Source organism: Flavobacterium gawalongense (assembly GCF_007097265.1).
GTDB classification, from domain to species: domain Bacteria; phylum Bacteroidota; class Bacteroidia; order Flavobacteriales; family Flavobacteriaceae; genus Flavobacterium; species Flavobacterium gawalongense.
In genome coordinates, this window is sequence record NZ_VJZP01000029.1 from 18,167 (window position 1) to 31,526 (window position 13,360).

Sequence of the window (13,360 nt, forward strand, 5' to 3'; positions counted from 1 at the left end):
AATTTGAAATACAAATTCAATGTTTCGATTTTTAAATCTTTAAATTTAAAAAAATGAGCAAAGGACCAATCAGTCAGTTTATTGAGAAGCATTACCTGCATTTCAACTCTGCATCTTTAGTTGACGCGGCTAAGGCATACGAACAACAATTAGCCAACGGTGCAAAAATGATGGTGAGCATGGCCGGTGCTATGAGTACAGCGGAGATTGGAAAGATTTTTGCTGAAATAATTCGCCAGGACAAAGTTCAAATTATTTCCTGTACAGGTGCAAATCTTGAAGAAGACATTATGAATTTGGTAGCCCATTCTCATTATGAAAGAGTTCCAAATTATAGAGATTTGACTCCTCAGGATGAGTGGGATTTATTAGAAAGAGGTTTAAACCGAGTTACCGATACTTGTATTCCGGAACACGAAGCATTTCGTCGTTTGCAAAAACATATTTACAAAATTTGGAAAGATGCCGATGATAAAGGCGAAAGATATTTTCCGCATGAATTTATGTACAAAATGTTACTTTCAGGTGTTCTTGAAGAATATTATGAAATTGACTTAAAAGACAGTTGGATGTATGCAGCTGCCGAGAAAAATTTACCTATTATTGTTCCAGGATGGGAAGACAGTACCATGGGAAATATATTTGCATCGTATGTTATTAAAGGTGAATTAAAAGCATCTACAATGAAATCAGGTATAGAATATATGGTTTTCTTATCTGATTGGTACCCAAAAAACAGTACCAATGGTGTAGGCTTTTTCCAAATTGGTGGAGGAATTGCAGGAGATTTTCCAATATGTGTTGTCCCAATGTTATACCAAGATATGGAAATGCATGACATTCCGTTTTGGAGTTATTTTTGTCAGATTTCAGATTCGACAACCAGTTATGGTTCTTATTCTGGAGCGGTACCGAATGAAAAAATTACTTGGGGCAAATTAGATATAAAAACTCCAAAGTTTATTATTGAGTCCGATGCTACGATTGTGGCACCTTTAATTTTCGCTTATTTATTAGATTTATAGAATAACTTTATGAAAAGAGTAATAGTTGATTACGCAAAACTTACAAATGAAATTTTAAACCTTTTGGTAGAAAAATTTCCTGACGGATATGATGATTCAGACATTATCCGCTTTAGAAATGCTAAAAACGAATTAATAGAAGCTGTTGAAGTACGGACTGAAGACACTATTTATTTAGTAAAAGTCAGTACAAAATTGGCTGATAGAATTGAAAATTACGACGAAGATGATGATATAGATGCAGTTGTAGAACCAATTAGCGGTCTAGAGCTTGATGATGATGATGATTCAGTCGATGATGATGATGACGATGACAATCTAGACAAGCCAGATTCTGATACAGGAGATGATGGAGACGATGACGATGATGATATTGAAGATAAAGATATATCGGACGAAGATGACGAAGATTAATTTAACTTTTCGATAAAAATAAAAAAGGAACTCCCAAACGGAGGGCACTGAAAAAGCCCTTAAAGAATTAGATTTCATTAAAAGAGTAGAAAAATAAGATTTTCTACTCTTTTTTTTATCCTGAAAATGAAGTACTTAAGCAAAACTCGAATTTTCCTTAATCGCCTTAAAATGTCTAATTACTAAAAAGAGATACTTTTTCAGTGCCCTCCCCAAACGAGTTCCTTTTTTTGTTAATTTAGAATTCAAAATATACGCCAAAATGACGCAACAAATTTTACATACCAAACTCAAGGAAAACTTTGGTTTTGAAAAATTCAGACCCAATCAGGAAGACATAATAAATGGTGTACTTTCCGGTCAAGATACTTTGGCTATTATGCCAACAGGCGGTGGAAAATCAATTTGTTTTCAATTACCTGCATTGATTCTACCAGGAATAACAATCGTAATTTCCCCACTAATTGCTTTAATGAAAGACCAAGTGGATAGTTTGAAAGCGAACGGTATTCAAGCTTGTTTTATAAATAGCAGCCAAACCGAAGGCGAACGTCAATTTTATATTGAAAGCTTAAAAGCGAACATTATAAAATTAGTTTATATTGCTCCGGAAAGCTTATCATATCTTGATACTATTTTCAATAGTTTAACCATAAGCCTTATTGCTATTGACGAAGCCCACTGCATTTCGGCCTGGGGACACGATTTTCGTCCTGCTTACACTAACTTGGGTTATCTAAAAAATCGCCTCCCTTCTACTCCAATCTTAGCTTTAACTGCGACTGCTGATAAAGCTACCCGTAAGGATATTAGTGGACAATTAAATCTAATAAATCCTAAAATATTCGTAGCTTCTTTTGATAGAAAAAACCTAAGTTTAGAGGTTCGTCCTGCTTTAGATCGAGTAAAACAGATTATCGATTTCATTCAAGAAAAACCAAACGAATCAGGAATAGTGTATTGCTTAAGCAGAAAAACGACTGAAGAGCTCGCTGAAAAATTACAAAAAATTGGCATTAATGCTAAAGCCTATCACGCTGGTTTAGACAACAAGATTCGTTCAAAAACCCAAGACGAGTTCATCAATGACGATTGCCAAGTAGTTTGCGCCACAATAGCTTTTGGAATGGGAATTGACAAATCAAATGTTCGTTGGGTGATTCATTATAATTTACCAAAAAACATAGAAGGCTATTATCAAGAAATTGGTCGTGCCGGTCGCGATGGATTACCATCTGAAACGGTATTGTTTGAAAGCTACGGTGACGTCATTCAATTGCAAAAATTTGCCTCACAGGGTTTGAATGCCGAAGTACAATTGGCAAAACTAGAAAGAATGAAACAATATGCAGATGCCTTAAGTTGTCGCAGGAAAATATTGCTTTCGTATTTTGGAGAATTAGTTACGGAGAACTGTGGAAATTGTGATATTTGCAAAAACCCGCCGTCTTTTTTCGACGGTACGGTAATTGCTCAAAAAGCATTGTCAGCGATTATTCGTTTGCAGGAAACGGAACCATTACCCGTAATCATTGACTTCTTGCGTGGTTCAAAAAACACCTATATTTACGAAAAAGAATATCAAAATCTAAAAACTTATGGCGTCGGCATTGATCTTTCTTGGTTTGATTGGAACCAATATTTAATCCAACTCATCAATTTGGGGTATTGCGAAATTGCTTTTCATCAACAAAACAAAATTAGACTGACTACCCTTGCAAAAAAAGTCTTGTTTGAAGGAGAAAAAGTACAATTGACTATAGTTCAAAAAATCAATATTGACAAACAAGAAGTCAAAGAAGTGAAAAGCAAATCTAATGCGAATTCACTTTTTGAAACGTTACGAAAACTGCGTTACGAAATCTCTAAAGAAGAATCCGTTCCTGCCTATGTCATTTTTAGTGATGCGGCTTTACGCCAAATGGAAACCGAAAGACCAATGAGCGACCAGGAATTACTTGCTATTGATGGCGTAGGGAAAGCAAAATTGGAAAAATATGGCGATATATTTATAAAAGCTATCATTGATTTTCAAAAGTCCAAAGTTGTAAAAAAAAAGAAAGAAGCCACAACTTATAAAGAGACATTAGAATTGTACCAAAATGGATTATCAGTTGAAGAAATTTCTCAAGAGCGAAAATTAGGTTTAAGTACGATTATGTCACATTTAGCCAAATTATATGTTGACGGAGCTGCTATTGATTTAAATCCGCTTATATCAAAAGAAGAAGTATCTCAAATTGCTGAAGCACAAATAAAACTGGAATCTCCAAATGTCTTGAAACCGTATTTTGATTATTTTGAAGAAAAAATAGATTACGGAAAAATCCGATTGGCATTGGCTATACTAGAAAAAGAAAAAACGGCACTTTAAAAATTATGATACAATCATTTGCTCCTTTTGTAAATTCTAAAACTGAAATTTTGATTTTAGGAACGATGCCTGGCATAGCTTCTTTGGAAAAACAGGAATATTATGCGCACAAAAGAAATCATTTCTGGAAAATAATGTATACACTGTTAGATAATCTGCCAATATCAGAAATTTTTGAAGAAAAAATACAATTATTGCAAGCCAATAAAATTGGAATATGGGATGTTTTAGAAAATTGTGAAAGAAAAGGGAGTCTGGATATTCATATCAAAAATCAAAAAGAAAATGATTTTGAAACATTGTTCAAAGAATTTCCGGCAATCACTAAAATCATCTTTAACGGAAAAGAAAGTCATAAATACTTTCTAAAAAAATTCGGGCAAATAAAAGGCATCACGTATCATGTGATGCCTTCAACTAGTCCTGCTAATACAATGTCTTTTGAAAACAAGTTGAAAATCTGGTCCACTTGTTTTGAGTACCCTATAAATACCTTTCTTGGAAAACCTTTTGATGGTGTTTTTGATGACCAATAATAATAAAACCTATTGCACGAACTGAAATAGACGTATTAGAAGCAGTTCCGATTCTCCTTAATTGTTCCTCTGAAAAACTTTTAAAAAGAAATAAATTAGAATGTCTAACTGCTGATAATTCAGCTAATAAGTCCTTAATATTTCTATTGTTTGCATTCGTGTTATCTACATAATCGTTTTCTTCAAAACCAGGTAATGGTGTTTTGTCATTTCTGGAAATTCGCAACGCACGATAAGCAAAAATCCGTTCCGTATCAATCATGTGTTGAATAATGTCCTTGATTGTCCACTTCCCTTCGGCGTACCTGTAATCAAATTTATCCATGGGAATATTTTGCACAAAACGAATAAAATCGTGAAGACAAATTTCCAATTCATCAATCATTTCAACATTTCCGGCAGCTTTAATATAAGTTGCGTTAAATTCAGAATATTCACTTACAGGCAATTGATCTGTTTTCATTTTTTACAATTAAGCTGAATTTCTACTTGCGTTTGTGTTTCCAAAAAGAGAACGGGTTACAATTTTTTCGTAAACTTTAATCAAGCTTAGATCTGGATTTTTTTCTTTATTAATTTCATTAATTCTCAATAAAGCATATTGCTGTATCGTTAACAATGGCAATACAATACGTTCTCTTATTTGTATGGATGCTTTACCATCAGGATAATTCTCCATTAATTCTTCATGCCCTGCAATTTTCAAAAGCAAACGTTTTGTTTCTAAAAATTCATCGTAAATTATTTGCCAAAAAGCACCAAAATCAGGATCTTTTTTCATGTAAGCAGTTAATGGGAAAAAAGATTTTGCCAATGACATCATACTGTTTTCTAATAAGGTTTTAAAGAACAAAGAGTTGTCATATAAATCCTGAACTTTATTCCATTGATCCGTATCTTCAAAATGTTTCAAAGCAGATCCTACCCCAAAAAATCCTGGTACATTTTGTTTTAACTGACTCCAAGAACCTACAAAAGGAATCGCTCTCAAATCTGCAAAATCTAAACTTTCAGATTTACTTCTTTTTGATGGTCGGCTTCCAATATTAGTTTTAGCGTAATATTTCAAAGTACTCATTTGTTCCAAATAAGGAATGAATTTAGGATGATTTTTAAAGCTTAAATACTTTTCATATCCTAACTCTGCTAATTGATCTAAAATGTCTTTTTCGTTAGTTGACAATTCATTTTGGCCTTTACTAAAAACCTGATTGGTTACACCAGCACTTAATAAATTCTCCAAATTATAACGACAAGAATCTAAAGTTCCGAAATTAGAGCTTATCGTTTGACCTTGTACTGTAACCTGAATTTCATTATTTTCAATATTCGGACCCAATGAAGCATAGAACTTATGTGTTTTTCCACCACCACGAGCAGGAGGTCCGCCACGACCATCAAAGAAAATTGCTTTTATACCATATTTTCTGGAGATTGCAGTTAACTCTTCCTTAGCTTTATAAATACTCCAGTTTGCCATTAAATAACCCCCATCTTTTGTACCGTCAGAAAAGCCAAGCATGATTGTTTGCTTATTATTTCTATTGGTTAAGTGTTTTGCATAAGCTGGGTTCATATATAATTTCTCCATGATAGCATGCGCATTTTGCAAATCATCAACGGATTCAAAAAGCGGAATAATATCAACCGATGGATTTTCCCAGTTACTCAAACGGAATAATGCAAAAGTTTCCATCACATTAAGTGCGCTTTCATTATTACTGATGATATAACGGTTTGCACCAAATTCTCCATTCTTCTCTTGGATTGTTTTTATAGCCTGAATTGATTCAATAGTAGATTTAGTCATTTCATCATTAAATACATTAGGATTTAGATCTCCATTAACATTAGAAAGAACTGCAAATTTCTCTTCTTCTGATAATTCAAAATAATTCTCAGGAAAAACATCAGGATTTGAATTCAAATAAAATGCTACAACGTCATTAAATACAGCATCGTGAATTTTACTATTTTGACGAATATCCAAAGAGGCAAAATGAAAACCAAATAAATTCACTTTAATTAAAAGGGAGTCCAACTCATCAAGATATAATGATTGATGCTGATCTATAATTATCTGTTTGATTTTTTTTAACTGTGACTTAAATTCATCCAAAGTGATAAAAATCTCCCCTCGTGAATAAAAAACAGAACGATAAAGCTTGTATTCAAGTTCAGAAACTAAAACATCTACACCTGGGAATGTTAACTTACGTTTTAAATTTCTCATTTCTACGTAATAACATTTCAATATAGAAGTTCTCAAACGCTCTGCAACTTTCAAAGTAATCTCTGTAGTTACAAATGGATTTCCATCTCGGTCTCCACCTGGCCAAAATCCAAGTTTAATTAATGGATTTTTAATTGAATTTCCATTAAAAATATTCTTCTGAAGATAATGAACCATATCTCCCGAAGTTTTATAAAACACATTCTCAAGATACCAAATCAAACTTACTGCTTCATCAAAAGGATTTGGTTTTTCATTTTGAATAAATGGAGTTTTACCCAATTGCGCCAATAATTGTTTGATATCAAGCAAGTTATTTTTACGAATTGCCTCAGTCAAATCATTGATAATTCCCAACACTGCTCCAGGATAAAACTGTGTAGGATGAGCCGTTAAAACCGTTCTTACATTAAAATTTTCCAAGAAATTAATCAACTCCTCTTCCTTATCTTTCGCTTCTGATTTTTCTTTTATATCTCTTAACGATCCCCTTCCTTCCATATTGTTCACTACTGGAAAAGCAGCGTCTTCAATAGCGTCAAACAATACAATTTGGCGTTCGATATATTGAATAAAACGAAACATTAAATCAATTTTTTCTGTTTCTGAAGCGCTATGTAAATATCTTTTAGCGAAAAAATCGACTATTTCTTTAGGCGTTTCTTGTTTTTTAAAACCCGTATCACAAACATCTGTAAACAAAGGAAGTAAAACACCTGTATTATCTATAGAATCAAATGGTAATGTAATAAAAACACTATTATAAATGTAATATTTTGAAAGAACATCTTGATTGAAACGTTCTATTTTAGGCAGCGTGTACATAATTCAGTTATAGTTGATTTAGTTAGTTAATTTGTCATAAAAAAACCCCAAGAATAAACTTGAGGTTATATTTTAGAATATAGCGTTCAAGATTAATTACATATTTTTAAAAATAGTATGCATTAGGCGCTTCTTATCATTTATACTTTCTTCAAGTGAAATCATAGTTTCTGTTCTGTAAACACCTTCTATATCATCAATCATAAAGATAACATCCTTAGCATGTTTCGTATCTTTAGCCCTGATTTTACAGAAAATATTAAATTTACCTGTTGTTACAGACGCAACTGTTACATAAGGAATTTCATTAATACGCTCTAAAACAAATTTTGTTTGAGACGTATTGTTAAGAAAAACACCTACATATGCAATAAAAGAATACCCTAATTTGTCATAATCAAGAACTAATGAGGATCCCATTATAATTCCTGCATCTTCCATTTTTTTTACTCTAACATGCACCGTTCCTGCAGAAATCAACAATTTTTTTGCTATATCTGTAAATGGAACTCTTGTGTTGTCTATCAACATATCTAATATCTGGTGATCTACTTCATCTAAACGAAACTTACTCATATTTCTTTAATTAATATTAATAATTGCTATTACAAAGTATAAAAATATACATAAAAATTAATAAAACGACATAAATATTATATTTTTATCATTCCGTTAACAAATTTTATGTTATTATCTAAGTAAAAATCAGCTTTTTGATTTAATTTCGGAAAATTATCATAGTCATCTTTATATAACGCTCCTTTAGCATCATACACATAATGACCAAAATGATTTTCTAATTCGCCAATTTGTGAAATATAAGCATTAAAGCAAATCTGATTTTCAATTAACTCTTCTTTGTATTGTGCTGCAAAATTGGTGATTATTTCGATACCATCATAATTTATTTTGATGTTTTTATACATTAAATCATAAAAAACGACTTTATTTTGAGGAATATTCAAATATTTATTAATTCCGTTGCCAACTATAACGTTTTCGCAAAGTGTCGTAAAACTGGAAACTAGCGCCATGAAAACAAATTTTCTTGTTTCTTCCCTATCATAATCATTTGCAAAATGTCCTGCTTCAAACAATAAAGTTGAAACTCCTAATGACTGAAACGTATCTCCAATACAATTTATATTGAAAGAATCATCAAAACGTCCTATTTGATTTGGTAAATACTGCTGTAATACTTCATTTATGCCCGCAATCAAATTAATCGCTTTTAATCTCGATTCGTTTATCTCCCTTTCTTCATTATAAGAAGGCGCCAAAAAGGACAATGTTGCAGGTTTTCCTGTATCACTAACTCCAAATATAGTACGCTGATCATGAAGATTAAAGCAATAATCAGGCTTAAAAGATTCGAAAGTTTCTCTTAATATCTTGCTTTCAGGTTGTGAAAGGTTCTGAGAGTCTCGATTCAAATCGACTTTATTAGCATTTTCACGCGTATATAAAGTTGCTCCGTCAGGATTTAACATCGGAATACTGCAAAAAGTGAAGTTTCTAAGCAATTGCTTCGCTAAATCCGAACCACTATTAAGTACATTTAAGAAGTCAAAAAGGGCTTTTGTAGTAGTACTTTCATTTCCATGCATCTGAGACCAAAGAAAAATTTTAGTTTCACCTTCCCCAATTTGGTACGAATAAACAGGTTTTCCAAGGACTGATTTTCCAATAATTTTCAGTTGATTATTGGTGTTTATTTTTTGCAACAAAGGTTCAATGGAATCCAAAGTGATATAGCGACCTTGGATAGATTCTTCTTTATATTGATTAAATAATTCTTCTAAATTCATGCTACTTTATTTGATTTACAAAAGTAAACATCTTTGCATTTACATTTGTAAACAAAAATGTTTTTAATTATTTCAATGCTGTAAACACTTTGCCTCCTTCTACTACACCAAACAAACTTATCATAATTGACAAATGTTACTATTAAAGTATATATAAAATATATTATTGTTTATCAGTAAATTAAATATGTTTACTTGTAATAAAACTTTAATTAAATTATTAAAATAAAGACTATTTCCACTTGTAATTTTGGTGCTTTCACTTAATTTAGTTACATTTGTAAATAGATTATTTTTAATCCGAATTTACAATGGTAAACATAGAAGATTTTATTAAAAGATTAGAAATTATACTGGATTATTACGGTCTGAATGCTTCTTCTTTTGCAGATAAAATTGGCGTTCAGCGTTCGAGTTTGTCTCACCTACTTTCAGGAAGAAACAAACCAAGTCTGGATTTTATCCTTAAAATTTTAGACGTTTTTCCTGATATTGATTTGTATTGGATTTTGAATGGAAAAGGAACATTTCCAAAAAATACGGAACACATCGATAAAAAAGAAAATATATTTGAAGAGGTTGTAAAGCAAAATATCCCTACTCCATTAAACAACAAAATTATTCCTGAAAATTTATTCTCAGAAATAAAAAATACAAATCCGATAAATGCATTGGAAACTAAAAAAATGGAAAGTCAACATATCGTAAAAGAATCTACTTCGGGTGAAATAGAAAAAATTGTATTCTTTTACAAAAATGGAACTTTTAAGGTGTACACACCTGATTAATTTTTAAACCGCTTTGTGTTGTTTTTAAAACTGAAAACAGTTTTGAAATTTTCTTCGAACAATCAAAAAGACTGGATTTATTCTTTATATCCTTTTTCCGGAATTTTACCTTCTACTCCTATATAGTGTTTTTTCAAAATAGTCATGTCGGCTTCTATATTTCCTGAAGGCATTAATGGAGTTCCCAAATTCACTTCTTTTTGTCCAAAATCAAAAGCGACAGGAATTATGGGAACATTTACTTTCAAAGCAATATAATAAAATCCTGTTTTTAGTTCAGCAACTTTTTTTCGAGTTCCCTCAGGAGCAACGGCCAGACGAAAAACTTCTTTTCTTTGAAAAATCGCCGCAATAGAATCTACTTTATTCAAACCTCCAGTACGATCCAAAGGTTCTCCTCCCATATATCTAAAATAAAATCCAAAAGGAAAACGGAACAATTCTTTCTTACCTCCCCAATTCATTTCTAATCCAGTTATTCCTCTAGTAAAAATTCCCAAATAAAAATCATGCGCACTGGTATGCGGCATTACCATCATCACACATTTTTTGATATTCGGATCAATCGTCCCAACTATTTTCCAACCCATAAGCTTGAAAAATATCCATTTATAAAATTGTTTCTTCATTCTTCAATTCTTTCGTACAAAATAAATAATTTATATCTTATTTTTGAGTAAAACTGTCACTAATGATTAAAAAAATATTCAGTTATCTAATTCCAATAAAAATTTATCAAACGAAATCTTCATTGAGTAAATCGATTGAGGTAACCTGGGCAAATGGTGAATTAGTTTTAGATTCTGAAAATGCGAATTATTCTTATGGAAGTTTGCAACGTATTTTAAGAATAGGATTAAAAAATATTGGCTATGAAAAAATAGCCGCCATGGAACGTATTCTAGTTTTGGGAGTAGCTGGTGGCAGCGTTATAAAAACATTGGTCGATGAGATTAATTATAAAGGAAAAATAACCGGAGTTGAAATTGATTCAGATATAATCAGAATAGCAAATAAATATTTTGACTTAGATAAAATACCCCAACTCGATATTGTAATTGAAGATGCATTCGAATTTGTTTTGAAAACTAAAAATAAATACGATTTGATTATTATTGATATTTTTCAAGATACAACAATGCCAAATTTTTTATTTGAAACCTATTTTATTAATCGTATCTGTTTTCTTTTAAGAAATCGAGGTTTTATTCTTTTCAATACCATGATTTTGAATGAATCCCAAAACATAAGAAATCAAAAATATGTCTCTGAATTTTATGAAAATCGATTCAAAATAAAAACGATTCCAAGAGTCGAAGTACACAATGAATTGATTATAATTGAAAAATTAGAATGAAATAGTTAAATCGTATTAGGAATAAGTTTTGAATTAAAAAAATATGTACATTACGTCATATTAACACATTTGATAAAAAACAACCACTATTAATTCTAAACCAATTATTTTTATGAGAAAATTTAGCAATACTATTCCCATTTTAAGTATTACGCTTCTTTCAAGCTTTACATTAATGTCATTTATCGATCCCCCAAAATACCGTGACCTTAATAAGAATGGAAAAATGGATCCGTATGAAAATGTAAAACTTCCTATCGAAAAAAGAATCGATAATTTGATTTCATTAATGAATATCGAAGAGAAAGCCGGAATGATGTTTATCAACGGAACACTCATCAATACAGACGGAAGTATCGACAAAAAAGAAGGAGCTACAGGAATGGCAGCCCGACTTCCTTCCCCACGTGAATTGATTGTGGATAAAAAAATGAACCATTTCAATTATTGGCAAGCACCAAATGTAAAAGAATTGGCGATAGGTTATAATGCGATTCAAAAAGTTGCCGAGGATACGCGACTTGGAATTCCTGTAACTATTGCATCAGATCCGCGTCATTATTTTAGCAATAATGTTTTTGCCATGGAAGCCAATGGTTTCTCACAATGGCCGGAACAATTAGGTTTTGCAGCAATCAATGACACCAAATTAATGCAGCAATTTGGTGATATTGCCCGTCAGGAATACCTTGCTGTTGGAATCCGTGAAGCCTTACATCCTATGGCTGATTTGGCTACAGAACCACGATGGCCCCGTGTAAGCGGTACTTTTGGGGAAGATGCCAACCTTTCTGCACGCATGATAAAAGCGTATATTTTAGGTTTCCAAGGAACCAAATTAGGACACAACAGTGTTGCTTGTATGACTAAACATTTCTCAGGTGGAGGTCCTCAAAAAGAAGGACTTGACCCTCATTTTCAATATCAAAAAGGCCAAGTGTATCCTGGTAAAAATTTCGATTACCATTTGATTCCTTTTGAGGCAGCTTTCGATGTAAAAACTGCGGCCATAATGCCTTATTATGGAGTTCCAATGGATCAAACTTCAGAAAACGTTGGTTTTTCGTATAATAAAGATATCATTACTAAGTTGTTGCGTGATAAATACAAATTCGATGGTGTAGTTTGTACGGATTGGGGATTGGTTTCTGATACTCATATGGGACCTGTTTTGTGGCCAGCTCGTGCTTGGGGTGTGGAAAATTTAAGTGAAATACAACGCGTCAAAAAAATAATCGATTCGGGTTGTGATCAATTTGGTGGTGAAAATTGTCCGCAATATATTGTTGAGTTAGTTAAGGAAGGGCAAATAAAAGAATCCCGTATTAACCAATCCATTAGAAGATTATTGCGTCAAAAATTCATTTTGGGTTTATTCGACAATCCTTATATAGATGTGGATAGCGCTACCAAAATTGTGGGTCGTGATGATTTTAGAAAATTAGGAGAAACCACGCAACGTCGCTCGATGACTTTATTAAAAAATGATATCAAACTCCCGTTGGCCGCTGATTCTAAATTAAAAATTTATGTAAAAAATGTAGATGCAAAAGCTGCTTCTAAATATGGAACTATAGTGTCGCTTCCAGAACAAGCAGACATTGCGATTATTCGATTGAATACGCCTTGGATTCCTTTAGATACTGATAATCCGTTTGCTAAAGGCTTTCATCATGGTGATTTAGATTTCAAAGGAAAAGATTTGGAAGAGGTTTTGACACTTTGTAAAACCGTTCCAACGATTGTAGATATTTATTTAGATCGTCCGGCTGTTTTCCCAGAAATTAATGCTGCTGCCAAGGGCGTTTTTGCCAATTATGGTGCTGCCGATGCGGCTTTATTAGATATCATTTTCGGAAATGCAAAACCTGAGGGAAAATTACCTTTTGAATTACCTTCGTCTATGGAAGCGGTAAGAAACCAAAAAGAAGATGTTCCTTACGATTCAAAAGATCCTTTATATCCTTTTGGTTTCGGATTGGGTTATTAAAAATCACAAA

At 32.3% G+C, this 13,360-nt stretch carries 12 protein-coding genes; 7 read left to right on the plus strand and 5 right to left on the minus strand.

The annotated features are described in order from the left end of the window. The first annotated feature begins 53 nt into the window (after positions 1-53). The 4 genes from FNW38_RS13815 to FNW38_RS13830 all read left to right on the plus strand — a co-directional run bounded on the left by FNW38_RS13815 (position 54) and on the right by FNW38_RS13830 (position 4,349). Entirely contained in the window at positions 54-1,025 is a 972-nt protein-coding gene (locus FNW38_RS13815) for a deoxyhypusine synthase family protein (protein WP_035672419.1), read from the plus strand. Positions 1,026-1,034: 9 nt separating this feature from the next. Next, a complete protein-coding gene (locus tag FNW38_RS13820) occupies positions 1,035-1,439 on the plus strand; it encodes a DNA primase (protein ID WP_143388375.1) in 405 nt (134 codons plus the stop codon). A gap of 262 nt (positions 1,440-1,701) precedes the next feature. After that, the gene (gene recQ / locus FNW38_RS13825; RefSeq protein ID WP_143388374.1) at positions 1,702-3,813 is read left to right on the plus strand and encodes a DNA helicase RecQ; all 2,112 of its coding nucleotides are present in this window, start codon (positions 1,702-1,704) and stop codon (positions 3,811-3,813) included. A 5-nt stretch (positions 3,814-3,818) separates the two neighbouring features. Further along, a complete protein-coding gene (locus FNW38_RS13830; RefSeq protein WP_143388373.1) occupies positions 3,819-4,349 on the plus strand; it encodes a DNA-deoxyinosine glycosylase in 531 nt (176 codons plus the stop codon). Here the strand turns inward: FNW38_RS13830 and FNW38_RS13835 are convergent. From FNW38_RS13835 to FNW38_RS13850, 4 genes are all read right to left on the minus strand, one after another. Next, positions 4,297-4,812, minus strand: coding sequence for a DinB family protein (locus FNW38_RS13835; protein WP_143388372.1), 516 nt, complete (start codon positions 4,810-4,812; stop codon positions 4,297-4,299). The genes FNW38_RS13830 and FNW38_RS13835 overlap by 53 nt on opposite strands. 9 nt (positions 4,813-4,821) lie before the next feature. Continuing rightward, entirely contained in the window at positions 4,822-7,407 is a 2,586-nt protein-coding gene (locus FNW38_RS13840; RefSeq protein ID WP_144064949.1) for a phosphoenolpyruvate carboxylase, read from the minus strand. A gap of 96 nt (positions 7,408-7,503) precedes the next feature. Beyond that, entirely contained in the window at positions 7,504-7,983 is a 480-nt protein-coding gene (locus FNW38_RS13845) for an Lrp/AsnC family transcriptional regulator (RefSeq protein WP_035672404.1), read from the minus strand. Positions 7,984-8,060: 77 nt separating this feature from the next. After that, the gene (locus FNW38_RS13850; RefSeq protein WP_143388370.1) at positions 8,061-9,215 is read right to left on the minus strand and encodes a M14 family metallopeptidase; all 1,155 of its coding nucleotides are present in this window, start codon (positions 9,213-9,215) and stop codon (positions 8,061-8,063) included. A gap of 311 nt (positions 9,216-9,526) precedes the next feature. Between FNW38_RS13850 and FNW38_RS13855 the strand changes: the two genes are divergently transcribed. After that, positions 9,527-10,003, plus strand: a complete 477-nt coding sequence (locus FNW38_RS13855; protein ID WP_143388369.1) for a helix-turn-helix domain-containing protein — start codon at positions 9,527-9,529, stop codon at positions 10,001-10,003. A gap of 77 nt (positions 10,004-10,080) precedes the next feature. Here FNW38_RS13855 and FNW38_RS13860 read toward each other — a convergent pair whose 3' ends face one another. Beyond that, a complete protein-coding gene (locus tag FNW38_RS13860; protein ID WP_143388368.1) occupies positions 10,081-10,632 on the minus strand; it encodes a 1-acyl-sn-glycerol-3-phosphate acyltransferase in 552 nt (183 codons plus the stop codon). A 62-nt stretch (positions 10,633-10,694) separates the two neighbouring features. On the opposite strand from FNW38_RS13860, the gene FNW38_RS13865 reads away from it, so the two are divergent. Next, positions 10,695-11,360 (plus strand): spermidine synthase, encoded by a 666-nt coding sequence (locus FNW38_RS13865; RefSeq protein ID WP_143388367.1) that lies wholly within the window; start codon positions 10,695-10,697, stop codon positions 11,358-11,360. A gap of 112 nt (positions 11,361-11,472) precedes the next feature. Beyond that, positions 11,473-13,350, plus strand: a complete 1,878-nt coding sequence (locus FNW38_RS13870; RefSeq protein ID WP_185963149.1) for a glycoside hydrolase family 3 protein — start codon at positions 11,473-11,475, stop codon at positions 13,348-13,350. The last annotated feature ends 10 nt before the right edge of the window (positions 13,351-13,360 follow it).